Raw genomic sequence first — 24,854 nt, 5'->3', positions numbered from 1 at the left:
CTCCAATGCGAAGCGCCCCGGTGGTTGTCCACCGGGGCGCTTCGGGAGCTTGGTGGGTCAGCCGGTGAAGGGTTCCGCGGCGACGATCTCGACCGTGACGGGCTTGCCGTTGGGCGCCTCGTAGGTCGCCTTGTCGCCCTTCTTCTTCCCCAGGATCGCGGCGCCGAGGGGAGACTGCGGCGAGTACACGTCGATGTCGACCGACGCGTCCAGGGCGAGCAGCTCGCGGGAGCCGAGCAGGAACGTCTCGACGTCGTCGTCGCCGGCGAACTTGATCGAGACCTTCATCCCGGGCTCGACCTTGCCGCCCTTCTTCGGGGTCTCGCCGACCCGGGCGCGACGGACCATGTCCTCCAGCTGCCGGATCCGGGCCTCCATCTTGCCCTGCTCGTCCTTGGCGGCGTGGTAGCCACCGTTCTCCTTGAGGTCGCCCTCGTCCCTGGCCTCGCTGATCCGCTGGGTGATCTCGGCACGGGCGGGGCCCTTGAGGTGCTCGAGCTCGGTCTTCAGCTGGTCGTAACCGTCCTGTGTCAGCCAGACAACGCTGTCCTCATCGATCTTTTGCGTCACGGGCTGCTCCTTGTGTCGGTGGGAATGGGCAGGAAAATACTGCTGGCCGCCGTCGTCGACGGCGACCAATCAAACGAGCGTAGCAAGAGACCGCAGATCACGCAGGGTTTCTAGGGCGACTCAAACGCTCGGAAAACGTTTGCTCGGAAGGTTTTTCCCGCTCTGGGGGCAGGGTCGCGGTAATCGGTTGCCGCGTCAGGTTGGTGAGCGCCGTTTGCCGGTTAATGCGGTCGGTGCTGGTCGGCCGTCGTACACCCGACGAGTACGACGGTGGTCGCTGAGCGTTGCGTTGTCAGCGCGACCGGAAGCACCTGGTGGCGGGGTGCATCAGCCGGGACCGTCACCGTCAGTTCGCCGACGATGGAGAAGTCGGCGGCCTTCGCCTGCAGCCGGCAGCTCGCCTCGACCGACTTGGTCCGGTCCACCGTCATCGTCGCCTTCGCGCTCGTCGCCGAGACGATGTCGTATCCCTGCAACTGCGACGTCACGGCCGGATTCGACTGCACCCAGGCGGCCCACACCAGCCACACCAACCCGGCCAGTACGACGATTCCCAGTCCGCCGATCACCAGCGGACGCCGGGACCGCCCAGCCCTCCCGTACCGCGCGTTCAGGTCGGCGGTCGGGTTGGCGGCGGGTGACGCAGATGACTCGGGCACAGGTCGTCCAGGGGGTCGGTCGTGGGTTTTGACTGCGGTTGGAGGACCATTGTGTCTTGTGAGTGGAGATCTTCGGTTGTTGCATGTGCACGCCCACCCGGATGACGAGTCGAGCAAGGGAGCCGCGTCGACGGCACGATACGTGGCCGAGGGCGTCGAGGTGATGGTCGCCACGTGTACCGGCGGCGAACGCGGATCGATCCTGAATCCGAAGATGGATCGCCCTGAGGTGCTGGAGAACATCACCGAGATCCGCCGCAAGGAGATGGACGCGGCCCGCGAGATCCTCGGCATCCGGCAGGAGTGGCTGGGCTGGGTGGACTCCGGGTTCCCGGAGGGTGACCCGCCACCGCCGCTGCCGGAGGGCTGCTTCGGGGCGCTGAAGGTCGAGGACGCCGCCGCCCCGCTGGTGAAGCTGATCCGCGAGTTCCGTCCGCAGGTCGTCACGACGTACGACGAGAACGGCGGCTACCCGCACCCGGATCACGTGATGTGCCACCAGATCAGCGTGGCCGCGTTCGAGGCAGCGGGGGACAAGGACGCGTACCCGGAGCTCGGTGAGCCGTGGCAGCCGCTCAAGCTGTATTACCACCACACGTTCCACTACGAGCGGATGAAGGCGCTGCACGACGCGATGATCGCGCGCGGCCTCGAGTCGCCGTACGCCGAACGTCTGAAGGACTGGAAGCCGGACCCGGAGCACGAGCGCCGGATCACCACCCGGGTCGAGTGCGCGGAGTACTTCGGTGTGCGCGACCAGGCTCTGCTCGCGCACGCTACTCAGATCGATCCGGACGGTCCGTGGTTCGCCGTACCGCTCGAGGTGCACCAGGCGGCCTGGCCGACCGAGGACTATGAGCTGGCCCGGAGCGTGGTCGAGTCCGAGCTGCCTGAAAATGATCTGTTCGCGGGGCTGCGGTAACGGGCGGAGCAGACAGTGAGAGACTGGTCAGGTGACAGCGACCTCCCTTCTGACGGCCGAGATCGACCCCAATACCGTGAAGCCCGGTTGGGTCGCGCTGTTGATCGTGCTCGCACTCGGTGCCGCCACGGTGCTGCTGTGGCGCAACATGGGCAAGCAGCTGAAGCGGATCAACGTGGACGGCGATGGTGCGGACGACCTAGCACCGTCCGGCGACCCTGCGACTCCGGACAGCCCGGAGTCCCCGGCTGGCGATGCAGCGCCGACGACTTCGGAGCAGACCCCGACGCCGAGTGAGCCCAAAGAACACTCTGAGCACTGATGTCGTACCAGTGTGTTGATCGATTCCTGGGAACTCGGAAACACCCTGGTCACGAGATGGTGTCGGACTGGGCAGCCCAATTCCGGCTGACCCTATAGTGAGCCGCGTGCTGAATGGTGCCCCTATCCGGTTCGCTCGGTGAGCGCGACCCGCGCGACCCGTGCCGCCCGGCATCGCATGCCCGGGCGGCTGGTCGCAGCCGGGGTGGGCGCCGTCGTCATCGCGTCCGTGGCGTTGGTGGTCGCGCTGTTCGCGGCCGGCAGCCAGCCGCGTGATCTCGGCGGTGTCGGCGGTCCCGATGTCTTCATCGGCTGGATGCTGCCGCTGCTCCGGCTGATCTCCACGCTGGCGACGGTCGGCTGCGCCGGCGCGCTGCTTGCCGCGGTCGTGCTGCTGCGGATCGAGGGCGGGCCGCTCGGGATCCAGGGGCGCCGCGCGGTGCGGGACGCGAGCAATTCGGCGATCATCTGGGCAGTGGCCGCGTTCGCCGGTGCGATCGTGACCGCGGCGATCCTGCTCGACACTCCGGTTCGACTGCTTCGACTGCGATTCGACGACGCTCTCGGCGTACCCGAGGTCAAGGCGCTGCTGATCACGGGCATCCTGGTCCTCGCGCTGGCGATCGGCATCCGCCGGGTGCAGACCTCGTCGGCCGCGGGCCTCGGCGTACTGGTCGCGATCGCCGCGTTGGTCCCGACCGCGGTCACGGCGTACCCACGGAACGAGTCGTACGTCGTCCTGGCCGGCGCGGCACTCGTGATCCACGTGATCGCCGCGACGACCTGGGTCGGTGGGCTCGCGGGACTCGTCCGCTACGGGCGAGCGAGCCGGACCGGTCTGCCGATCGTGCTGGAGCGCTACGGCCAGGTCGCGTTCATCTCGTCGATCGCCGTACTCGTCAGCGGCCTGATCAGCGCCGCCGGCCGACTGGCCGCGAAGGGCGGCGGCTGGGGCTCGATCTTCGACGCCCTCACCCAGGACGCGTACGGCGTCCTGCTGATCGTCAAGATCGCCGCCTTCCTGCTCCTCATCATCCTCGCCGCCCTCCACCGCTCCCGCGCCCAAGGCGACCTCCTCGACGCCGGCCGCCCCTTCTGGCGCATAGTCGGCTTCGAACTCGTCATCATGGCCCTAGCCCTAGGCCTCTCAGTAGCCCTCTCCCGAACCGCCTGACTGCGATCGAACCTCCGACGGAAGAAAGCGTGTACAGGTAGAGTTATCTGTACACGAATCGGATCGGAGGTGAATCATGGAAGCGCTGCGCCCTAAGGGTGCGCCTGACGCCGGCCTGTCCAAGAGCGCTCTCTACCGTGCAGCACGCGCGGGAGAGTACGACCGGATCGCCCGGGGCATCTACCGGCCGGCAGACGCCCCGGCCGCCGACTGGGACTGGATCGAAGCAGCAACCCGTCGTACAGACGCGACGATCTGTCTGACCTCAGCGCTCGCGATCCACGATCTCACCGACACGATTCCCGATGCGCTCGATGTCGCAATCCCACGAGGGGCACGTGTTCCGGCGACGCAGGCTGCAATCAGCTGGCACTTGTTCGCCAAGGCGACCTTCGACCTTGGCCGAACGCAGATCCCGATCCCCGGCTCCGAGCTCCAGATCGGGCTCTACTCTCCCGAACGGTGCATCGCCGACACGTTCCGCCTTCGTGGCGACCTCGGATACGACCTCGGTCGGGAGGCGCTGCGACAGTGGCTTCGCCGGGGCGGCAAACCGGCCAGGCTGATAGCGATCGCGGCACGCCTTCCCCGGGCCGAGGGACCGGTTCTACAAGCTTTGGAGCTGCTCACGTGACCGATGGCGATGCGGTGTTCCGGCAGATCCAGAACAAGGCGCGCTCAGATGGCGCCAAGGAAGGCAGGCCGACGCCGACGGCGGAGTACCTTACGCGGCACGCGCTCGACTCGTTCCTGGACCGGGCGGGGAGATCGAGCTGCTCGGCTACGCGCCGGAGACGACGATCGCCGAGAAAGGAATCACGATCCTGGAACGCGGCATCACGAGCACTCGCTGGCGGGATTACGTCGACATCGTCCAGCTGGCCGAGCGGCATGCCATCAACGAGCAGCAACTCTTGCAGGCAGTCACCGCCGTCGCCCGCTACCGCAAGGTCGAACTCGGTCCCATTGCCCCGGCGGTTGTCGGGTACGGCGCCGTGGCGCAGGCGAAGTGGGCAGCCTGGCGACGCAAAGAACACCTCGAAGAGATCAGCGAACCTGACCTTGACGATCAGCTGGCGAAGGTTGCCGCAGTACTCGATCCGGCGTTCGCGCGCGAACGCGAGCACGAACGGTCCTGACACGGCCGACGTACCTCTCGCGCCTAGGCGTCCCAGGGGGCGGTGCGGAGTTCTGTTGTGCTGCGGCGTTCGCGGGAGTCGGGGCGGTCTTCGGCGGGGTGGCCGATGGCGATCATGGAGATTATGTGCCAGCCGGGGCCCGGGTTTAGGTCGGTGGTGAGGGTTTCGAGGTTGAAGGCGCGGAATTGGCGGCAGGCGAGGTTCATGGCGTGGGCCTGGAGGGTCAGGTGGGCGACTGATTGGCCGAGGTCGTAGTCGGCGAAGTCGGAGTAGGCCCAGTCGGTGTCCTCGATGTAGCGATGGGCCATCGTCACGATCAGGAGCGAGGCGCTCGGGGCCCAGCGGGCCGAGCTGCGGGCGAGGTGCTTGACCAGGCGATCGTGATCGGGTTCGCCGCGGCGGGCGACGAAGTACGCCCACGGCTGGGAGTTGCCCGCGGACGGTGCCCAGCGGGCCGCGTCGAGGAGTAGTTCAACGTCGTCCTCGCTGACGGTCCAGCTGGGGTCGAACCACATCGGGCTGAAGCGGCTGGCGAGCAACGGGTGCACGGGCATGCACCAATCCAACTGCTCCGTGCAGTGGTCCATTCCGTCCGGGTGGGTGCTCGGTAGCTCGAACAGCCCAGGTCCGATCATCGTGCCTCGGCCGTTTTGCCTTTCGGCTGAGCGGACATGGCGGTATCGATGGCGGCGAGCAACGTGTCGAGACGAACGAGTTCGGCGTCCGGCAGGGCACCGAAGATTTCGCTCAGTACGGCGTGACCCGCCGTGGCGCCTGCGGCGAGAGCCGTTGCCCCGGGTGGGGTCAGGGTGACGAGTTTGGAGCGTCGGTCCTCGGCGGAGGTGGTTCGCTCGACCAGCCCCTCGCGTTCCAGCGCCTCGACGGCCTGGGTGACCGAGCGGGGTGCGTGGCCGAGCGCTTCAGCCAGGGCCGACTGCTGGAGCGGACTCCGGTGGGTGAGGACTTCCAGGACCTTGCTGCGGGCAAGGGAAAGGCCGCCCGCGGTCATGTGGTCGTCGACCACCTTGCGAAGGAAGTGTCCCACCGCGAGGTAGTGCAACCCGACGTCGACGGGGTCCGGGCGCTCGCTCATCGTCAACTCTCCTCCCCTTGCTTGCTGAGGTACCTCACCGATGATACTTTGATGAGGTACCTCATTGAAAATTGCGAGGAGGCAGTTCCATGCAGACCCCACCCGTCGTCGTCCTCACCGGCGCCACCAACGGACTGGGCAGGCTTGCCGTCCTCGACCTGGCCCGCCAGGGCGCGCACCTGGCACTGGTCGTGCGCAGCGAGCGGAAGGCCGCAGAGTTGCAGCGGGAGATCGAGCAGGCGGCTCCGGGTACCACCGTTGAGATCTTCCTGGCGGACCTGTCGCTGCTCGCCGACGTCCGCCGCGTCGGTCGGCAGCTGGCCGACTCCGTCCCGCGGATCGACGTACTGATCAACAACGCGGGCGTGCACGCCTTCGAGCAGCGCGTCACCTCCGAGGGGCTCCCCGAGATGACCGTCGTGAACTATCTCGCCCCTTGGCTGCTGACCGACCTGCTACGGGGGAGTCTTACGGCGTCGGCCCCAGCGCGGATCGTCAACGTCGCCTCCCGGGCCGCGAACCACGCCGGTGACGGGAACCCGTTGCGGTACCTGGGCGACACCGCCCCCTACTCGCGCCGCGAGTCCTCCCGGCTCTACGGCTGGACCAAGCTGCTCGACGTCATGTTCACCCAGGAGCTGGGGCGTCAACTGAAGGGCACCGGGGTCGCCGTCTCCTGCTGCTGCCCCGGGTTCAACGTCACCGGGCTCGGCCGCGACCTCGCGGTCGCCGGCGCATTGGAGAAGGTCCTCAAGGCCCTGAACATCGGCAACCCGCAGCACGGCGCCGACATCATCGTCCAGCTCGCGACCGACCCGACGTTCGCCGAAGCCACCGGCGGCTTCTTCGCCGCCAAGGGAGCCAAGCCCCTCACCTGTCCACCGGCGGGCCGGGACGAAAGCATCCAGCGTGAACTGTGGCAAGCCACCGCCGACTTCGTCCAGAACACCCCCCACGTCAGACACTGACCCTGCAATCCGCTCACCCCCTTCGCAGCCGGCGGCCTTGCAACTGCTGCGTGCGGCGGCCCATTCCGTACGGTGGGGGTGTGGCTAACGAGCTTGGGCGATCGACCAGTCCGTACCTCCGCCAGCACGCGGGGAACCCGGTCGAGTGGCGGGAGTGGTCGGAGCGGGCGTTCGCCGAGGCGCGGGAGCGAGACGTGCCGATCTTCCTGTCGGTGGGGTACTCCGCTTGTCACTGGTGTCACGTGATGGCGCACGAGTCGTTCGAGGACCCCGAGACCGCGGCCTACCTGAGCGAGCACTTCGTGAGTGTGAAGGTGGATCGGGAGGAGCGGCCGGACGTCGATGCCATTTACATGGCGGCGACGGTGGCGATGACCGGGCAGGGCGGGTGGCCGATGTCGGTGTTCCTGACGCCGGCGGGGGAGCCGTTCTTCTGCGGTACGTACTTCCCGAAGGATGCGCGCGGTGGGATGGGATCGTTCCGGCAGGTACTGGAGGCGATCACCGACGCCTGGCAGAACCGGCGCGAGCAGATCGACGGGATCGGGAAGCGCGTCGTCGAGCAGCTCGGCGCGCAGCAGCAGCCTGCGGGGGGAGCCCTCGACCTAGAGCAGGCGGTCCAGCTGCTGAAGACCGACTTCGACCCCGTCGACGCCGGCTTCGGGCGGGCGCCGAAGTTCCCGCCGTCGATGGTGCTCGACTTCTTGCTCCGGCACCATCGCCGTACCGGGTCCCAGGACGCGCTCGCGATGGTCGCCCACACGTGCGACCGGATGGCTCGCGGTGGCATGTACGACCAGCTTGCCGGCGGCTTCGCGCGGTACTCCGTTGACGGCCAGTGGATCGTCCCGCACTTCGAGAAGATGTTGTACGACAACGCACTCCTGCTCGACGTCTACACGCAGTGGTGGACGATCAGCGCCGACCCGCTCGCGCGGCGGATCGCCGAGGAGACCGCGGACTTCCTGCTGGCCGAGCTCCGCACTCCGGAAGGTGGTTTCGCGTCCGCCCTCGATGCCGACACGGACGGCGAGGAGGGCAAGTACTACGCGTGGACGCCGGCTGAACTCAACGATGCCCTCGGCAACGAAGACGCCGCCTGGGTGATCGAGCTCTGCGACGTCACCGGGACGTTCGAGCATGGGTCGTCCGTCCTCCAGCTCCGGCAGGACCCGGACGACCCCGACCGCTGGCACCGCATCCGCGAGACTCTCCGGCAGGCCAGAAGCAGCCGCACCTACCCGGGCCGCGACGACAAGGTGGTCGCCGCCTGGAACGGTCTCGCCATCACAGCCCTCACCCGGGCCGGGGTCGTCCTCGGCAAACCGTCGTACGTCGATGCCGCGCGAACGGCAGCCGAATTGATCCGGAGCGTCCATCTTGACTCCGGCCGGCTGCACCGCACCTCCCGCGATGGCAAGCGAGGCACCGCGCACGGCGTTCTCGAGGACTACGCGGCCTTCGCGCAAGCTTGCCTGACGTTGGTCGGAGCGACGGGCGAGATCGTGTGGTTCGAGACCGCTCAGGCCTTGCTGGACAGGACTCTGGAGCAATTCGTTGCCGATGGCTCCTACTTCGACACCGCGGCCGACGCCGAGGAGTTGGTCTGGCGGCCGCAGGACCCGACCGACAACGCCAGCCCGTCCGGCGTCAGCCTCGCCGCGGAGGCGTTCACAACTCTCGCCAGCCTGACCGGATCGGTCCGGTACGAGACTGCGGCCGCCGATGCGTTGAAGGCATCAGCGGCGATCGCCGAGCGAGCGCCCCGGTTCGCCGGCCGGGCCCTCGCGGTCGCCGAGACGATTGCCGGCGGCCCGCTCGAGATCGCGATCGTCGGCGATCAGCCGGAGCTGACCAGGACCGCGTTCACCGACGCGCCCTGGGGTACGGCGATCGTGACCGGCGCTCCTGGTCTCGCCGTACCGCTGATGGAGGGCCGGCAGCAGCAGGCGGCGTACGTATGTCAGAAATTTACCTGTCGGCTGCCGGTCACGTTGCCGGAACACCTTCGCCGCGAGTTGCGTCCCGCGGACTGACGCTTGCCGGGTGAGGGTTTTCCCTGTCGTTTCGGCCAAATCCCTTGACTCACGGCGACCGGGCCGCAACAGTCGGTCCTCAGTCGGATGTAACAGAAATCGCATGCATCGACACACAGTGTCACAAATGAGGCAGTGGCACTGCTGGGTCAGCATCCGGCGCGTCCCCAACTGAATTCGGTCGCTGCGCCCAAACAGCGACCACACGTGAGGAGATGTTGTCTTGAAACGACTGACATCAGCAGGGGCGGTGGCCCTCGTCGCGGCAGCGGGTCTTGCCACGACGATCACCGCTTCCACCGCGGGTGCCGCCGATCGAGCGGCTCCGCTTCCCGCATCCGGTTTCAACCAGCCCGCCGCCGTCCAGTCCGAACAGGCACTGGCTCCGCAGACCGCCACAGCTCTCGGGCTCGGCAAGGGCGAGCAGCTCAAGGTGCACGACGTGGTCAAGGACGCGGACGGTACGGAGTACGTCCGTTACGACCGCACCTTCAACGGCCTCAAGGTCGTCGGGGGTGACCTGATCGTCAAGCGCAAGGGCGAGTCGATCGGTCAGGTCACGTACAACCGCGGCGCCAAGTCCGTCGAGGTTGCCACCAAGCCGACTCTGTCCCAGTCGGCGGCGCTCTCGAAGGGTGCGCAGGCGGCGAAGTTCAAGGCCACCGCGAACAAGGGCACGCTGGTCGTCTTCGTGACGCCGACCAAGCCCGTGCTCGCGTACGAGGTCGTCACCACCGGCGTGAAGCCCGACCAGACCCCGTCGGTGCTGCACTCCTTCATCGACGCCAAGACGGGCGCCGTGCTCGACCAGGACGACGAGATCAAGACCGGTACCGGCAACTCGATGTACGCCGGCACGGTCACCATCGGTACGTCGGGATCGTCCGGGAGCTTCTCGCTGACCGACCCGAACCGCGGTGGCAACTTCACCACGGACCTGAACGGCTCGACGTCCGGCAACGGCACGACGTTCACCGACCCCGATGACACCTGGGGTACCGGTGCCGCGTCGAACCGCCAGACCGCGGGCGTGGACGCGCACTACGGCGCCCAGCTGACCTGGGACTACTACAAGAACGTCCACGGCCGGAACGGCATCTTCAACAACGGCCAGGGCGCGCGCTCCCGGGTGCACTACGGCAACGCGTACGTGAACGCGTTCTGGGACGGCACCCAGATGACGTACGGCGACGGGATCAGCAACACCCACCCGCTGACCGCGATCGACGTCGCCGGCCACGAGATGAGCCACGGTGTCACCGAGGCGACCGCCAACCTGGACTACTCCGGCGACGCGGGCGGCCTGAACGAGGCGACCAGCGACATCTTCGGCACCATGGTCGAGTGGTACGCGAACAACTCGAGCGACCCGGGTGACTACCTGATCGGCGAGAAGATCAACATCAACGGCGACGGTACGCCGCTGCGCTACATGGACAAGCCGTCGAAGGACGGTGCCAGCGTGGACTGCTGGTCGACCAGCACCGGTGGCCTCGACCCGCACTACTCGTCCGGCCCGCTGAACCACTGGTTCTACCTGGCCTCCGAGGGCACCGGCAGCAAGATCATCAACGGTGTCTCCTACAACAGCACCGCCTGCAACGGCGCCACCTTCGGTGGTGTCGGCCGCGACGTGGCGTCGAAGGTCTGGTACCGGACGCTGAGCACCAAGCTCAGCTCGGGCAGCACCTACAAGGACGCCCGTGAAGGCGCGATCACGTCGGCCAAGGAGCTGTACGGCGCCGACTCCGCCGAGTGCAAGGGCATCGAGGCCGCGTTCAGCGGCATCGCCGTCCCGGCCGGTGCGGCTGCCTGCGGTGGTGGCACCACGCCGCCCCCGACCGGTGACAACCTGCTGCAGAACCCGGGCTTCGAGTCCGGTACGGCGAACTGGACCGGCACCGCCGGCCCGGTCAACAACGACACCGGCCGCCCGGCGCGTACGGGTAGCTGGAAGCTGTGGCTGCAGGGCAACGGCCGCGCCACCACCGAGAACGTCGGCCAGTCGGTCGCGATCCCGGCGTCGGCGACGACCGCCACTCTGACGTTCTGGATCCGGATCGACACCGCCGAGACCACCACCTCGACGGCGTACGACACCGCGAAGGTGCAGGTCGTCGACGGGTCGACCACGAGCACGCTGGCGACGTACTCGAACCTGAACAAGAACACGTCGTACGTGCAGAAGACGGTCAACCTCTCCGCCTACAAGGGCAAGACCGTCACGGTGAAGTTCGTCGGCCAGGAGGACTCCTCCGCGCAGACCAGCTTCGTCATCGACGACACCTCGCTGACCGCGAGCTGATCGCAACGTCCGGGGCGCGGCTCCACCGCCCGGATCCGCGCCCCGGATCCCCTTAGGCCGAAGGAGATCGGACCATGCACAAGTCCCTCGTCTCCGGACTCGGCGCCGTCCTCGTCGCCGGAGCATTGTTTGCTTCGGGCAACGTTGCGGTCGCCGCCGATTCGCCGGACATCTCCGTCACCAACACCAAGGCCCATCTGGACCAGCTGCAGTCGATTGCCACCAGCAACGGTGGTAACCGGTACACCGGCCGGCCCGGGTACAAGGCGTCAGCCGACTACGTGAAGGCCAAGCTGGACGCGGCCGGGTACACCACTACCTTGCAGTCGTTCAGTACTTCGGCGGGTACGTCGTACAACGTGATCGCGGAGTGGCCGCACGGTGACGCGGACCATGTGGTGATGACGGGCTCGCACTTGGACAGCGTCAGCGCCGGTCCAGGGATCAACGACAACGGTTCAGGCAGCGCCGGCGTACTAGAAACCGCCCTCGCTTACGCTGCCAGCGGCCAAACCCCCAGGAATCGGTTGAGGTTCGGCTTCTGGGGATCCGAGGAGCTCGGGCTGCTCGGGTCGAAGTACTACGTGAACAACCTGCCCGCGGCCGAGCGGGACAAGATCGAGCTGTACCTGAACTTCGACATGATCGCGTCGCCGAACCCGGGGTACTTCGTGTACGACGACAACCCGGCCGGTGACGGTGCTCGCGACGACCTGGTGTCGTATTTCACCAGTAAGAGCGTGCAGACCGAGTTCATCGACGTGCAGGGCCGCTCCGATCACGCGGCGTTCCGTTCGTTGGGGATCCCAACAGCCGGGACGTTCTCCGGCGCCGAGGAGATCAAGTCCTCGGCTCAGGCCGCGAAGTGGGGAGGTACTGCCGGTCAGGCGTTCGACGCGTGCTACCACAGGTCCTGCGACACGATCAGCAACCTGGACCTGACCTCGCTGGACCGACAGATCGATGCCATCGGCTACATGATCTGGACGTACGCGCAGAAGGACTACAGCGGCGGCACACCACCGGCCGGTGACAACCTCCTGCAGAACCCAGGGTTCGAGTCCGGTACGGCGAACTGGACGGGGACGACCGGCGTGATCACCAGCAACACCGGTCGACCGGCTCGCACCGGCAGCTGGAAGGCCTGGCTGCAGGGGAACGGCCGGAGCAGCACCGAGAACGTCGGTCAGGCGGTGGCGATCCCTGCCTCGGCGACAGCGGCCGCGCTGTCGTTGTGGGTCCGGATCGACACCGCGGAGACCACGTCGTCCACGGTGTACGACACGATCAAGGTGGTCGTCGTCGACGGATCCACGACGACCACCTTGGCGACGTACTCGAATCTGAACAAGAGCACGTCGTACGTGCAGAAGACGCTGGATCTCTCGCCGTACAAGGGAAAAACCGTCACGGTGAAGTTCGTCGGTCAGGAGGACTCGTCCTTGCAGACCAGCTTCGTGATCGACGACGTCGCGGTGACCGCCGGCTAGATCTTCGTACAGAGCTTGCCTGGTGGGATGGCGGCTTCGGTGAGGAGTTTGCTCACCGGGGCCGCCAGCGGCTTGAGCTTCGGGTCCTCGATCCTGGCCGTCTTCCCGTTCGCCGTGACCGCGAGGATCATGTCGTCGGGGTGCTTGGTGGTCGGCTTGGTCGCGACCACACTGGCCCAGTCGACCTGCTGAGCGGCCGAGGTGATGGTCGTCAGCAGGCTCGGGTCGAGCTTGCACCGGATCGTCTCCTTGCCGCGTGAGCTCACGGTCGCGACGCCGTCGGCGCTGATCAGCACCTGGTCGTCGAAGCCCGCGAACCCACCGGTGCGACTGACCGTCAACGGCAGGCCGACGCCGACCGGCGTGGACTGCGTGACCGACGGCATCGTGGGCGCGGTCGGTGTCGGCGATGCCGGCGGTGGACTGCCGGCGGTGCCGGACTCGTCACCGCACCCGGTCAGCACGAGTCCGGCCGCTGCTGTCATGGCTGCCACTGCTGCGTATCTGCTCAGGTTCCTCACGCATCATGGATACACGTAGCCATGCCGTTCGTTGCAGCTGTGACACGACTGAAATATGACCGTCAGACGACCGGTGACACCAGGTCGAGCATCGCGCGGGTCAGCTGGACCCGCTGCTCGAACAGTGCCAGTGAGGCGTCGGACTTGCCGAACAGCTCCAACGGCAGTGCGGTGAACGCCGCCCGGACGAGCAGCGAGCCGAGGTACCCGTACAGCACGTCGTCCTCGGACACCTGCATCCCCTCGACCGCGAGGCCCTCCTGGAACGCCCTGAGGATCACCTTGTGTACGACGGGCAACGCCTCCGGCGACAGCTCGCCCGCGTGCGCCAGCCCGATCAGCAGCTGCCCGAGGTCGAACCCGACCGCCTGCGGGCAGTCGAAGCCCCAGTCGATCACCACGAACTCGTCCAGGTTGTCGTGCGGGACCAGCAGGTTCTGCGGGCTGGCATCCCCGTGCTGGTAGGTCTGCGGCAGCGCTTCGAGCGCATCCAGTACGGCGGGAACGCGTTCGCCCAGCGTCAGTAGGTCGTCTCGCAGGCTGTGGTCGCCCAGATTGCAGACCGCTGCGCTGAGGAGGGGATGCCGCCACGTTTGCGCGTCGGCGAGTGCCGGCAGGGCAGTCCGCAGTACCCGGCCCTCTGAGTAGAAGCGCAGCCCGATGCCCGGCGTCGTCACGTGCTCGCGGGGGAGGAACGGCTCCACCAGGTGCGGTTGGCGGCGCGCCGACAGTCGACCGAGCAGGTACGCCGCCCGCTCGAACCGCTCGATCGGCCACGGACCCGGCGCCTGCGTGACGTTCTCCATCCACAGGGTCGCGCGGTCGTCGTCGTACACGTCGATCCGGTACGTCGCCGGCAGTCGCATCCCGTCGGGGAGCAGAGCGGCGATGTCGCTGCGGTGGACCGCGATCTCCAGCTGCCAGGGCAGGTTGTGGATGAAGAGCGGGCGGAACTCTGCGGGCAGCATGTTGATCATCGGCCAGTGCCGGACCGACTGGAACTTCTTCACAAAACAGGACCACTCGACACCGCCGGAGGTCCCGAAGACGCGATTCAGCGACTCGGTGCTCGGCGTACCGATCGGATAGTCGACCGGCTCGACCCGGACTGCCTCGGGCACGGCGGCCGGGTCCCCGGTGATCGTCCGGACCAGAGCGGTGAAGTCGTCGTCGGTCAGGGCGTCTCGCCCCAGCGGTTCGAGTGCAGTGATCATGATTCCCCCCAAGGAAGTAAAGCGACCTTACTATCGGTATAGTAAAGTGGCTTTATGACTTCCGTCAACGACGTTTCGAGCAAGCTGCCGGGACCGTGGTCCGAGCACATGGCCGGACTGCTCGGTGCTGCCTTGAGACGGCTCCGGGAGGAGATCCTGGCCGACTCGGAGGAACAGTTCCCCGGGCTGCGGGTCTCGCACTACCGCCTGCTGGAGATGATCCCGCCCGGCGGCGCGCGGATCACCGACCTGGCTGAGGTCGCACTGATGACGAAACAAGGTCTGGGCCAGCACGTCGACTACCTACAGCGCCTCGGGTACGTCGAGTCCGACCGACTGCGCGAAGATCGCCGGGTCCGCCTGGTCCGCCGTACCGCGAAGGGCGAGGAAGCCGTCGTCCACAGCCGCACCGCAATCGAACGCGTCGAACACCTCTGGTCCGAACACCTCGGCCCCGACCGCTACACCACCTTCCGAGAAACCCTCCGAGAACTAGGCAGCTAACCGCCCTGGCACGCCGGGAACGACTGTTGCTGGTCGGGTTCGGTTAGGCGTCGAGGGTTTTTAGGCGTTGGTGGTCGGTGTCGCGGCGGCGTTGGGCCAGGGCTGCTTGGCGGGTTGTTCGGTCGCGTTCGCGTTGGAGGTGTCTGGTGTGGCGGCCGGCCTCGCGCAGCTGGTCCTGGGCGTGCTCGAGTTCTTCGGTGAGGCGTTCGATGGTGGTTCTGAGGTCGGCTTCAAGGTGCTCGTGGGCGTCGAGTTCTGCTTCGGCATGAACTCGTAGGGCTTCGGCTTGGGTGTAGGCCGCGTCCGCCTCTTTGACATGGGACTCGAGTTCTGCGCGGCGGCGTTTCGTGGGATCGGCGGCTGGAGGTCGGCGTTTGGCCGGTGGCTTGGTGCGGGTGCTGCGGACGACTCTGGGTTTGATGGGGGCGAGTTGGGCTGGTTGACCAGTTTCGTCGACGACGCCGAAGCCGACGTGGTGCAGTGCGCTGGTGAGTTGTCCGGTACGGAGGAGTTGTGCGGCACCGGGGTCGATCAGGGCTGCGTCGAGGGTTTCGGTGAGCCTCTCGGCGATCTGTGCACTCACCGGGTGATGCAGTCGCTGGGCACGTGCTCGCGCTGTCTTGACGAGTTGCGCGACGAGACTGTGGCGGCGCGGTGTCAGTTGGCGCAGACGAGGTCCGTCCGCGGACAGGTGTGCCTGGCGTAGTTGTTCGCCGAGTTCGGTGAGGCTGTTGACGCCGTCAGGATCGACGCGGACGAGGAGGTTGGCAAGCCATGCCGCGAGTGTCGGTTTGCGGAGAGCTTTGAGTCCGGCGGCGGTCTGCGGGTCGCCGGCGGCAGTGGCTGCCTTCGCGAGGTCGTTCCGGGCAGCGGTGAACTGCTCGGGCGTGAGCCCGTACAGCTCGACCGCGGCTGCCCTGAAGTCCATATCTCCACGATGCGGCCACGGCTGATGCGCCGCAATCGCACCCCCGCGGGTTGCCGCTCGATAGGCCAAGTCGCCGCGATCTGGAGGCCTCGAGGCGCCCCGCCGTACGACGCAACAAGACGCCATGTCAGTCCGGGTGTGCAGCACATATGCGTCGGCTCAGGCTCGTGTCAGAATGCCGAGCATGGGCGGATTGTCGGTGCGGTCAGAAGACTCGTTTCTTTCGATCGCAAGCCGCGGATCGATCCTGTCGATCGGATCGGCCGGCTCGGTGCTCAGCATCGGATCGGTCGGCTCTGCGCTGTCGGTCGCGTCGGTGGGATCGACTCTCTCCGCCTTCTCGGCAGGCTCGGTGCTGTCCTTCGGTTCAGCACTCTCAGCTCGATCCCGCTGGTCGCTGTTGAGCAGCAACGGCAATCACGAAGTACTGAAGGCGCCTCCCCGCACCGCATTTCTCGCAGGCACCGGGGCCGCGCTCGTTGTCCTCCTGGCAGCACTCAGCCACAGCCGCTAGAACTTCCCGCGTACGCCGGCCTCCGCCGTGCCCGGCACCTCGACCGAGCCACGCGCGATTGCGGGCGGCGCCACGCTCCTCCGCAAAGTGAGTGGCGGACCTTGTGCACCGGTGGCGTATTTCGGAGTGCTTGGCATGCGCCGTGGGTGCACAAAGTTGCTGGAGGAGTGAGCGGCCCTGGGTGCGACGCCTTGTCGGCGCGGCCCGTCGGCTGGGTGCGTCCCGCCCCGCGGCCCTCCGTGCGCCGGCGAAGCCGGCCAACAAACAGCCGCGCCGGAGGCGTGTCCGGCGGGGGTTAGCCGGCTCGGTAGGTTGCGATGCTTACGGCTATGTAGTGGCAGATGAAGGCGGCCACGGTGAAGGCGTGGAAGATTTCGTGGAAGCCGAACCAGCGGGGGGACGGGTTCGGACGCTTGGTGCCGTAGACGACTGCGCCGATCGAGTACAGTCCGCCGCCGACTGCGATCAGGGTGACCACGGCGGCGCCGCCGGCGTGGTAGATGTCGCCCATCCAGAAGATGGCGACCCAGCCGAGGGCCAGGTAGATCGGGGTGTAGATCCAGCGCGGTGCGCTCAGCCAGAAGACCCGGAACAAGATGCCGACCACCGCGCCGCCCCAGACCAGGGTGAGCATCAGCACCCGGTCCTTGCCGTGCAGCAGCACCATGCCCAGTGGGGTGTAGGTGCCGGCGATCAGCAGGAAGATGTTGCTGTGGTCGAGCCGGCGCAGGATCGCCTCGCCGGTCGGTCCCCAGTAGAACCGGTGGTACAGCGCGGAGATGCCGAACAGCAGCATCGATCCGGCGGTATAGACCGCGGCCGCCCAGCGCGCGTTGGCGTGCGGTGCCAGGCAGATCAGCACGATGCCTGCGGCGGTGGCGAACGGGAACGTGCCGGCGTGCAGCCACCCGCGAAGCTTGGGCTTGAGCGGGCCGAGTCGGCCGGACAGGCCGTGGCCGGCTTCCTGGGGCTGGGCGCTGGTAGCGGTCATCGCCGTCCTTTCGAGGGGTAGCCGGGCGGTTCGTACCTACGCAACCGTAACCTACGCAACCGTAGGTTTATATGGTCCAGAAGGATGAAATGTAGGCGACGTCCCCCGGTCGGCGCACCACCACCCGTGTTTACGATGCACGAACTGCGAGGAAAGTTCGCCCTTTCTGGCAGCTTTCTGTGAGGCACTCCGAGGCCTCTCGCACTCGTGCGTTTCTGGGCTAGCCTCGTCACCGAGAGTCTTTGAGGAGAGCAACCTGCCCATGCGGACACCTGGCAAGCAGAAGCTGCGCGACGCGGTCTATGCGCTGTACGAGCGACGGCTGACCCGATCGCTGTCGCCGGACCGGATCCCGCGGCACATCGGCGTCATCATCGACGGCAACCGGCGCTGGGCCCGGCAGGGCGGCGACCCGGTCTCGCGCGGCCACGAGGCCGGCGCGAACAAGATCACCGAGTTCCTGCACTGGTGCGACGGCGTCGGGGTCAAGGTCGTCACGGTCTGGATGCTGTCCACCGACAACCTGACCCGGCCGGCCGAGGAGCTCGAGCCGCTGCTGCGGATCATCGAGCAGACCGTCGAGGAGCTGACCGCGATCGGCCGCTGGCGGATCCACCCGGTCGGTGCGCTCGACCTACTGCCCGGGAGCACGGCCGAGGCGCTGAAGGCTGCAGAGACGGACACTCACGACGTCGACGGGATGCTGGTCAACGTCGCCGTCGGGTACGGCGGCCGCCGCGAGCTCGCCGACGCCGTCCGCTCGCTGCTCCTCGAGGAGGCCGCGCAAGGCATCTCGATCGAGGAACTGGCCGACCGGGTCGACGTCGAGCACATCGCCCGGCATCTCTACACCAAGGGCCAGCCCGACCCGGACCTGGTCATCCGGACGTCGGGGGAGCAGCGTCTCGGCGGCTTCCTGCTCTGGCAGAGCGCGCTCAGCGAGTTCTACTTCTGCGAAGCGCTTTGGCCGGACTTCCGGCACGTCGACTTCCTCCGCGCGATCCGGAGCTACGCCCAGCGAGAGCGCCGCTTCGGTACGTGACCCCGCGTCCGCACCGGGCACACGTCGTACGGCGGCGTAGGTAGTAGGCGTACGTCGCTGCGCCGAGGGCGGCTCCCCAGACGACCCAGAGGAAGCCAGGCGCGTTGATGGCCCAGTTGTCGCCGTGGAGGGGGAGGCGGCCGTTCATGAGGCCGGCTGGGATGAGTACGACGGCCACGATCGACGCCGGGATGATCGCCAGCAGCGGTGGGACGCGTTTGCCGGCCTTGAACCAGATCCAGCGCGGGTAGACCTCGCCCCAGCGGTGCACCAGGCCGTGGGTCAGGATGCCGCCACCGATCCCCAGCACGGCCAGACCGAGGCCCATCTCGAGCATTCCGGGCGTGTCGGACATCATCTGGTGGAACTCCTTGCTGATGCCGACCGGCCAGCCGAAGTACCAGGCGACTCGGGTGAACTCGTACGGAAGGTTCGCCACCACCGCGACGGCTACCGCCCGCTTGCCCCACCGCAGCGCGGCAGCCGGGCTCTGGGAAGTCGGCTCTGAGGATCCCCGACCGCACGACACGCAGACGCTCCGGCTGCGACGGTGGTACGCGATCGCTGTTGCGGCCCAGAGCAGGCCGCCGACGAACAGGATGATCAGGTTCACCCGGTGCCAATACAGGATGTCGCCGACGCCACCCTGCGCTCCCGGTACGCCGGTGAACGCGAACACCAGGATCGCCGGGGCCAGCGCGACGACCGCGATCAGCGTGTAGTCAGGGATCAGCAGTGCGAGGGAGACCGCGAGTACGGCGGCGATCGTCTGCAGGACCCAGCCGCGTGGCCGCATCCGGGTCATCACGACGGCGAGTACGGCGCCGCCCAGTCCGAGCATGGCCATGATCGGAGCGACCACGTGCGCCGGCGTACCTTCCAGGATCGACGCGGTAGCGCGATCGTTCGGTACGTGCGCGAATGGGTACGCCGGGCCGCCGAGGGTCCAGTAGAGCCCCAGTACGCCGTACAGCAGGGACCAGATCGCGGTTGCGTACCCGGTCCACGACGGCCAGTTCTTCCTCATGTACCGAGCGTCGCCGGGCGAACCGCCGTACCGGATCACTCGCCGGAGTGATCGTGCTCCCTCGGGTGGTTGAAGGTGTAACGCCCTGTTAACCCCGTGGCCGGGCGTGTCGGGCTGCGCCGTTTGCGGCGGGCTCCTACTCTGGCAGAGACGGTCGGAGGGGAAGCCGGCTGTCACGGGAGGCCCGATCAGTTTGAGAATCTCGTTCCAGCCGGTTGCCCCATGAGGGGCCGAACGGAGTCCCCGAGACCTGAGGTCCCGGACTCACTGATCGCCGTTGCCGCTTCTGCGGCGGCTCGGAAGGGGTCAACACCAGACCCCGAGGGCGGCACCCGACCCATCACCTAACCACTGGCGGGCCGGGGCGAGGGTGTACGTCACGGCCCAGAAGAGGACGTGCGACATGGCCATCCACGCCAAGGCGTCAAGTACCTCATCCACACCGGACCAGCGCACTTTCGTGCTGGACACCTCGGTGCTCCTCTCGGACCCGCACGCGATGCTGCGGTTCGACGAGCACGAGGTCGTCGTCCCGGTGGTCGTCGTCACCGAATTGGAGGCCAAACGGCATCACCCGGAACTCGGCTACTTCGCCCGCACCGCGCTGCGACTGCTCGACGAGCTCCGGATACTGCACGGACGATTGGACGCGCCCCTGCCAGTGGGGGAGAAGGGTGGAAGCCTTCGGGTCGAGTTGAACCACACCGACCCGGAGACGTTGCCGGCCGGTTTCCGGCTCGGCGACAACGACAGCCGAATTCTGGCCGTGGCCTGCAACTTCAAGGCCGAGGGCAAGGATGTCACGCTGGTCTCGAAGGACCTGCCGATGCGCGTCAAGGCGTCGGCGTGCGGCCTGCAGGCTGAGGAGTACCGGGCCGAGCTGACCCTGGAGTCGGGCTGGACCGGGATGGCCGAGCTCGAGGTCGAGACCCACGTGGTCGACGACCTGTACGAGAACGGCGCGGTGGAGCTGGCGCAGGCCGGTGAGTTCCCGACCCACACCGGGCTGGTGCTTCTGTCCGACCGGGGCAGCGCGCTCGGCCGGGTGATGCCGGACAAGCGGATCCGGCTGGTCCGCGGCGACCGGGAGGCGTTCGGGATCAGAGGCCGGTCCGCCGAGCAGCGGGTCGCGCTCGACCTGCTGCTGGACCCCGACGTCGGGATCATCTCGCTCGGCGGCCGGGCCGGTACGGGTAAGTCCGCGCTCGCACTGTGCGCCGGGCTGGAGTCGGTGATGGAACGCCGGCAGCACAAGAAGGTGATCGTCTTCCGTCCGCTGTTCGCGGTCGGCGGGCAGGAGCTCGGGTACCTGCCGGGCAGCGAGGCCGAGAAGATGGGGCCGTGGGCGCAGGCCGTCTACGACACGCTCGGCGCGCTGACCAGCGGTGACGTGATCGACGAGGTGATGGACCGCGGCATGCTCGAAGTACTGCCGCTGACCCACATCCGCGGCCGGTCGCTGCACGACGCGTTCGTGATCGTGGACGAGGCCCAGTCGCTGGAGCGGAACGTGCTGCTGACGGTGCTGTCCCGAGTCGGCGCGAACTCGCGGGTCGTGCTCACCCACGACGTGGCCCAGCGGGACAACCTGCGGGTCGGCCGGCACGACGGTGTGGTGGCGGTGGTCGAGCAGCTGAAGGGACACCCGCTGTTCGCGCACGTCACGCTGACCCGGTCCGAGCGGTCGCCGATCGCGGCGCTGGTCACCGAGATGCTGGACGACCTGCAGCTGTAAGGAGCATTGGAGTTATTGGGTCATAACTTCTGTAAAGCGGGAGTAAGAACGGTGCGGTCGCCACGCGGCGGCCGCGCCGTTCGTCTGTGACCTGCTTGTGATCACGGACGGTTTACGCCAGAGTATGTTCTCGTTGCAGCCGACGGGGGTCGGGTCTTCTCGGAAGGACAGATGAAAGCGAAGCGCTCCGTCACGGCTCTCGCAGTAACAGGGATCGCCGTGGTCTCCGTTGTCGCCGGTATCGACCTCTTCAGCTCACCGGGTACTAGCAGTGCCTCGGAGAAGGTCTCAGGGCGAGCCGAGATGGCCGTACTGAACAGTGGCAAGGCCCTGGCCGACGACGCCACGCCGACGCCCAAGTCGCCGTCCGCCGTCGACGAGGCCCAGCAGGCCATCCAGATGCGTAACCAGGTCGAGTTGATCACCGCGGCCCAGGATGCGGCCACCGTCAAGATGAAGGCCAAGAACGCCATGCTCGCGCGCTACCGGGCGCTCCAGGAGGCCGACCGCTCGGTCCAGGAGGAGCGGGCCAGCCGCGACGCCGAGCGGAAGAAGTACGAGGGCACGCCGAAGGAGGTCGCGATGAACCTCCTCCCCGACCACGGCTGGAGCCAGAGCCAGTTCAGCTGCCTGGAGAAGCTCTGGAACAAGGAGTCCCGCTGGCGTACCGACGCCGACAACCCGACGTCGACGGCGTACGGCATCCCGCAGGCCCTCCCGGGCAACCGGATGGCGGCGTACGGCAAGGACTGGCGCACCAACGCGGTCACCCAGATCAAATGGGGCCTCGACTACATCGAAGCCACCTACGGCTCCCCCTGCTCGGCCTGGGGCCACTCCCAGTCAAAGGGCTGGTACTGACCCCTCCCGCCGCTGACCGTCCTGTCGGTGAGGTGGCGCGGGCAGCGAGTGAGCGCGGGGAGTTGGTACTGCGGCGTCGCGAGGACGGGGCGCTGGAGTTGCGGGTGAACGGCGTGTTCGTGATGGACGATCAGGAGACGTCGAGCGAGGAGCTGCTGGCTTCGGCTGCGCTGGAGGCGGTACGGCGTCCTGACCGGGTGGTCGTGGGTGGGCTCGGACTCGGGTACACGGTCCGCGCGCTCCTCGCGGACTCCCGGCTCGGTGAGGTTGTCGTCGCCGAGATCGAACCGGACCTCGTGTCCTGGATGGGCTCGGGCCTGATCCCATCGGTCCTCGACGACCGCCGCGTCAGTGTGGTGGTCGGTGACGTCCGCGCAGTGGTCACGGAGTTGCCGGACGCATCGGTCGACGCGATTCTGCTGGATGTGGACAACGGGCCGGACTTCCTTGTTTACAACGAGAATTCGGCGATCTACTCGTCGTCGTTCCTGGCCGTCTGCCGGTCCAAGTTGCGGGACGGCGGCGTACTCACGGTCTGGTCGTCGTCGGCGTCCGCTGCGTTGGAGGCCGCCATGGCGAGCGTGTTCGGCGCCTGCAAGGTCACGCCCGTTCCCGTGCGGCTGCAGGGCCGGGACGAGACGTACTACGTTTATCAGGGTGGCTCGTAGTCCCTCTGTGGCGTTGTCCACAGCTTGCGGATCGGGGCGTTTCGGCAGGGCCGATCGACGTACTCTGCAGGTATGGGTGATGACGTGGAATTCAGGATCGAGCACGACACGATGGGCGAGGTCAAGGTGCCTCGGGACGCGTTGTGGCGGGCGCAGACGCAGCGTGCGGTGGAGAACTTCCCGATCTCCGGGCGGCCACTCGCGCCCGAGCTCGTGCACGCGCTCGCGCAGATCAAGGCCTCGGCCGCCGTGGTGAACGCCTCGCTCGGCGTGCTCGACGCGGACCGGTCGGCCGCGATCGTTGCCGCCGCGGACCAGGTGACGGCGGGGGAGTTCGACGCGGAGTTCCCGATCGACGTCTTCCAGACCGGCTCGGGTACGTCGACCAACATGAACGTCAACGAGGTCCTGGCCACGCTCGCCACCCGGTCGCTCGGTGCGGACGTGCACCCGAACGACCATGTGAACGCATCCCAGTCCAGCAACGACACGTTCCCGTCGGCGATCCACGTCGCCGCCACGGCAGGTGTCGTGCAGGAGCTGTTGCCGGCGCTGGAGCATCTCGTGGATTCCCTGTCTCGTAAGGGATCTGAGTTCGCCGAGGTGGTGAAGTCCGGGCGGACGCACCTGATGGATGCAACGCCAGTGACGCTCGGCCAGGAGTTCAATGGGTATGCGCAGCAGATCCGCCGGGGCGCGGCCCGGGTGCGGGCGACGCTGCCACGGGTCGCCGAGCTCCCGCTGGGCGGGACGGCGGTCGGGACCGGGATCAACACGCCGCCCGGGTTCGCGGCCGCGGTGATCACCGAGCTGAACCGTCGGACCGGTCTGGAGTTGACCGAGGCCGAGGACCACTTCGAGGCGCAGGGTGCCCGGGATGGGCTGGTCGAGCTGTCCGGGCAGTTGAAGACGGTCGCCGTCAGCCTGACGAAGATCTGCAACGACCTGCGCTGGATGGGTTCCGGGCCGCGAGCCGGGCTGGGCGAGATCGCGTTGCCGGACTTGCAGCCCGGGTCGAGCATCATGCCGGGCAAGGTGAATCCGGTGATCTGTGAGGCGACGCTGATGGTCGCCGCCCAGGTGATCGGCAACGACACCACGATCACGGTGGCCGGTGCCGGCGGCAACTTCGAGCTGAACGTGATGCTGCCAGTGATCGCGCGCAACCTGCTCGAGTCCATCACGCTGCTGGCAAACAGCTCACGGTTGCTCGCGGACCGCTGCGTCGACGGCGTCACCGCGCACGTCGAGCACGCCCGCGCGCTGGCCGAGTCGTCGCCGTCGATCGTCACTCCGCTGAACCGCTACATCGGGTACGAGAACGCGGCCACTGTGGCCAAGAGTGCTTTGAAACAAGGGAAAACGATCCGCGAGGTCGTCATCGAGAACGGTCACGTCGAGAAGGGAGATCTCACCGAGGAGCAGTTGGACGCGGCCCTCGACGTACTCTCGATGACCCGGCCGGCCGAGTCGTGACGGAGTACTGGCAGCCGGGCACGACGATCGAGTGGGTGTACGAGGGGACAGGCAAGCACGCGGACAAGCCGAACGTGCGGCCGATGACAGTCGTGCGTGACGACGCGGACGGACTGGTCGCCTGGCTCGCTGGTGGTACGCCGTTGCTCAAACCGGTGCTCGAAGACGGGCGGGAGACGCGGCATGCCGGTCCGGTCGGGATGTTCACCGCGGACCGCGTGCTGAAGCTCGACACCTGGCACGGCACCGGAATCCTCAAGGTGTCACCGCCGGGGAAGCCCTGGTCGGTCTGGCATTTCTGGGGCGCCGACGGGACGTTCCACGGGTGGTACGTGAACCTCGAGCGGGAACACGTCCGCGACTGGGCATCCCGGCGTACCAGCACTGTCGACCGCGTTCTGGACCTGTGGATCAAGGCCGACCGGACGATCGAGTGGAAGGACGAGGACGAACTGGAAGGCGCCGTCACCGCCGGCCGCTTCACCCCGGCCGAGGCAGAGGCGATCATCGCCGACGCCCACGCCGCGGTCCGCGAGATCGAGGCCTGGACGTCCCCGTTCTCCGACGGCTGGCAGCACTGGACACCCCCGCCGGACTGGCGCCTACCGGCCGCGCCCACGACCCACCAGCCCACGCTGATCGCCGAGGAACTGCACAGCTGACAACGGGTGGGTCACGGGCGGATCTTTCCACCGG

26 protein-coding genes are annotated in these 24,854 nt (G+C 67.4%); 16 read left to right on the top strand and 10 right to left on the bottom strand.

Features of this window, described 5'->3' with window-relative positions:
• Window positions 1–57: 57 nt before the first annotated feature.
• Entirely contained in the window at window positions 58–570 is a 513-nt protein-coding gene (gene greA, locus EV650_RS35010) for a transcription elongation factor GreA (protein ID WP_134123431.1), read from the bottom strand.
• Window positions 571–791: 221 nt separating this feature from the next.
• On the bottom strand, window positions 792–1,229 hold the full coding sequence (locus EV650_RS35005) for a DUF4307 domain-containing protein (RefSeq protein WP_134123430.1): 438 nt from the start codon (window positions 1,227–1,229) through the stop codon (window positions 792–794).
• Between the two features lie 58 nt (window positions 1,230–1,287).
• Here EV650_RS35005 and mca point away from each other — a divergent pair, with 58 nt between their 5' ends.
• From mca to EV650_RS34980, 5 genes are all read left to right on the top strand, one after another.
• Window positions 1,288–2,151, top strand: a complete 864-nt coding sequence (gene mca, locus EV650_RS35000) for a mycothiol conjugate amidase Mca (RefSeq protein ID WP_134123429.1) — start codon at window positions 1,288–1,290, stop codon at window positions 2,149–2,151.
• Window positions 2,152–2,182: 31 nt separating this feature from the next.
• Window positions 2,183–2,473 (top strand): hypothetical protein, encoded by a 291-nt coding sequence (locus EV650_RS34995; protein WP_134123428.1) that lies wholly within the window; start codon window positions 2,183–2,185, stop codon window positions 2,471–2,473.
• Window positions 2,474–2,611: 138 nt separating this feature from the next.
• Window positions 2,612–3,646, top strand: a complete 1,035-nt coding sequence (locus tag EV650_RS34990; protein ID WP_238174677.1) for a CopD family protein — start codon at window positions 2,612–2,614, stop codon at window positions 3,644–3,646.
• Window positions 3,647–3,722: 76 nt separating this feature from the next.
• Complete coding sequence (locus tag EV650_RS34985) at window positions 3,723–4,280, top strand: type IV toxin-antitoxin system AbiEi family antitoxin domain-containing protein (RefSeq protein WP_134123427.1); 558 nt, start codon at window positions 3,723–3,725, stop codon at window positions 4,278–4,280.
• A gap of 133 nt (window positions 4,281–4,413) precedes the next feature.
• Window positions 4,414–4,785: a nucleotidyl transferase AbiEii/AbiGii toxin family protein gene (locus EV650_RS34980; RefSeq protein ID WP_134123925.1), complete on the top strand. Its 372-nt coding sequence runs from the start codon at window positions 4,414–4,416 to the stop codon at window positions 4,783–4,785.
• Window positions 4,786–4,808: 23 nt separating this feature from the next.
• Here the strand turns inward: EV650_RS34980 and EV650_RS34975 are convergent, their stop codons facing one another.
• Both EV650_RS34975 and EV650_RS34970 read right to left on the bottom strand, forming a co-directional pair.
• A complete protein-coding gene (locus EV650_RS34975; protein WP_238174676.1) occupies window positions 4,809–5,420 on the bottom strand; it encodes a nitroreductase family protein in 612 nt (203 codons plus the stop codon).
• Window positions 5,417–5,878, bottom strand: coding sequence for a MarR family winged helix-turn-helix transcriptional regulator (locus EV650_RS34970; protein WP_134123426.1), 462 nt, complete (start codon window positions 5,876–5,878; stop codon window positions 5,417–5,419). Before EV650_RS34970 ends, EV650_RS34975 begins: the two co-directional genes overlap by 4 nt.
• An 89-nt stretch (window positions 5,879–5,967) precedes the next feature.
• On the opposite strand from EV650_RS34970, the gene EV650_RS34965 reads away from it, so the two are divergent.
• From EV650_RS34965 to EV650_RS34950, 4 genes are all read left to right on the top strand, one after another.
• Window positions 5,968–6,846, top strand: coding sequence for an SDR family NAD(P)-dependent oxidoreductase (locus EV650_RS34965; protein ID WP_134123425.1), 879 nt, complete (start codon window positions 5,968–5,970; stop codon window positions 6,844–6,846).
• 80 nt (window positions 6,847–6,926) lie between these two features.
• Window positions 6,927–8,882, top strand: a complete 1,956-nt coding sequence (locus EV650_RS34960) for a thioredoxin domain-containing protein (RefSeq protein ID WP_134123424.1) — start codon at window positions 6,927–6,929, stop codon at window positions 8,880–8,882.
• Window positions 8,883–9,105: 223 nt separating this feature from the next.
• Window positions 9,106–11,187, top strand: a complete 2,082-nt coding sequence (locus EV650_RS34955) for a M4 family metallopeptidase (protein ID WP_238174675.1) — start codon at window positions 9,106–9,108, stop codon at window positions 11,185–11,187.
• Between the two features lie 74 nt (window positions 11,188–11,261).
• Complete coding sequence (locus EV650_RS34950; protein WP_134123423.1) at window positions 11,262–12,677, top strand: M28 family metallopeptidase; 1,416 nt, start codon at window positions 11,262–11,264, stop codon at window positions 12,675–12,677.
• Here the strand turns inward: EV650_RS34950 and EV650_RS34945 are convergent.
• Together EV650_RS34945 and EV650_RS34940 are read right to left on the bottom strand one after the other, a co-directional pair.
• Window positions 12,674–13,162: a hypothetical protein gene (locus EV650_RS34945; RefSeq protein ID WP_134123422.1), complete on the bottom strand. Its 489-nt coding sequence runs from the start codon at window positions 13,160–13,162 to the stop codon at window positions 12,674–12,676. The two genes, EV650_RS34950 and EV650_RS34945, sit on opposite strands and share 4 nt — an antisense overlap.
• A 98-nt stretch (window positions 13,163–13,260) precedes the next feature.
• Entirely contained in the window at window positions 13,261–14,412 is a 1,152-nt protein-coding gene (locus tag EV650_RS34940) for a phosphotransferase (protein ID WP_238174674.1), read from the bottom strand.
• 54 nt (window positions 14,413–14,466) lie between these two features.
• Here EV650_RS34940 and EV650_RS34935 point away from each other — a divergent pair, with 54 nt between their 5' ends.
• The gene (locus EV650_RS34935; protein ID WP_134123421.1) at window positions 14,467–14,916 is read left to right on the top strand and encodes a MarR family winged helix-turn-helix transcriptional regulator; all 450 of its coding nucleotides are present in this window, start codon (window positions 14,467–14,469) and stop codon (window positions 14,914–14,916) included.
• 43 nt (window positions 14,917–14,959) lie between these two features.
• Here the strand turns inward: EV650_RS34935 and EV650_RS34930 are convergent, their stop codons facing one another.
• The 3 genes from EV650_RS34930 to trhA all read right to left on the bottom strand — a co-directional run bounded on the left by EV650_RS34930 (window position 14,960) and on the right by trhA (window position 17,349).
• A complete protein-coding gene (locus tag EV650_RS34930; RefSeq protein ID WP_134123420.1) occupies window positions 14,960–15,844 on the bottom strand; it encodes a hypothetical protein in 885 nt (294 codons plus the stop codon).
• Window positions 15,845–16,003: 159 nt separating this feature from the next.
• The gene (locus EV650_RS40545) at window positions 16,004–16,261 is read right to left on the bottom strand and encodes a hypothetical protein (protein ID WP_166678382.1); all 258 of its coding nucleotides are present in this window, start codon (window positions 16,259–16,261) and stop codon (window positions 16,004–16,006) included.
• A 392-nt stretch (window positions 16,262–16,653) separates the two neighbouring features.
• Window positions 16,654–17,349 (bottom strand): PAQR family membrane homeostasis protein TrhA, encoded by a 696-nt coding sequence (gene trhA, locus EV650_RS34920; protein WP_134123418.1) that lies wholly within the window; start codon window positions 17,347–17,349, stop codon window positions 16,654–16,656.
• A 262-nt stretch (window positions 17,350–17,611) separates the two neighbouring features.
• Between trhA and EV650_RS34915 the strand changes: the two genes are divergently transcribed.
• Entirely contained in the window at window positions 17,612–18,391 is a 780-nt protein-coding gene (locus EV650_RS34915; protein ID WP_134123417.1) for an isoprenyl transferase, read from the top strand.
• On the opposite strand, the gene EV650_RS34910 is transcribed toward EV650_RS34915, so the two are convergent.
• Window positions 18,285–19,418 (bottom strand): NYN domain-containing protein, encoded by a 1,134-nt coding sequence (locus EV650_RS34910; RefSeq protein ID WP_134123416.1) that lies wholly within the window; start codon window positions 19,416–19,418, stop codon window positions 18,285–18,287. The genes EV650_RS34915 and EV650_RS34910 overlap by 107 nt on opposite strands.
• A 403-nt stretch (window positions 19,419–19,821) precedes the next feature.
• On the opposite strand from EV650_RS34910, the gene phoH2 reads away from it, so the two are divergent.
• The 5 genes from phoH2 to EV650_RS34885 all read left to right on the top strand — a co-directional run bounded on the left by phoH2 (window position 19,822) and on the right by EV650_RS34885 (window position 24,820).
• Window positions 19,822–21,153, top strand: a complete 1,332-nt coding sequence (gene phoH2 / locus EV650_RS34905; protein ID WP_134123415.1) for an RNA 5'-3' helicase PhoH2 — start codon at window positions 19,822–19,824, stop codon at window positions 21,151–21,153.
• Between the two features lie 171 nt (window positions 21,154–21,324).
• Window positions 21,325–22,014, top strand: a complete 690-nt coding sequence (locus tag EV650_RS34900) for an aggregation-promoting factor C-terminal-like domain-containing protein (protein WP_134123414.1) — start codon at window positions 21,325–21,327, stop codon at window positions 22,012–22,014.
• 32 nt (window positions 22,015–22,046) lie between these two features.
• A complete protein-coding gene (locus tag EV650_RS34895) occupies window positions 22,047–22,682 on the top strand; it encodes a spermine/spermidine synthase domain-containing protein (RefSeq protein WP_202875192.1) in 636 nt (211 codons plus the stop codon).
• 72 nt (window positions 22,683–22,754) lie between these two features.
• Window positions 22,755–24,158, top strand: coding sequence for a class II fumarate hydratase (locus EV650_RS34890; protein ID WP_134123413.1), 1,404 nt, complete (start codon window positions 22,755–22,757; stop codon window positions 24,156–24,158).
• Window positions 24,155–24,820, top strand: coding sequence for a ribonuclease FAU-1 family protein (locus EV650_RS34885; protein WP_238174673.1), 666 nt, complete (start codon window positions 24,155–24,157; stop codon window positions 24,818–24,820). Before EV650_RS34890 ends, EV650_RS34885 begins: the two co-directional genes overlap by 4 nt.
• Window positions 24,821–24,854 lie beyond the last annotated feature (34 nt).

Origin of the sequence: Kribbella kalugense (assembly GCF_004365875.1) — a bacterium.
Lineage (GTDB): Bacteria > Actinomycetota > Actinomycetes > Propionibacteriales > Kribbellaceae > Kribbella > Kribbella kalugense.
This window is presented reverse-complemented; position numbering and strand designations above follow the sequence as displayed.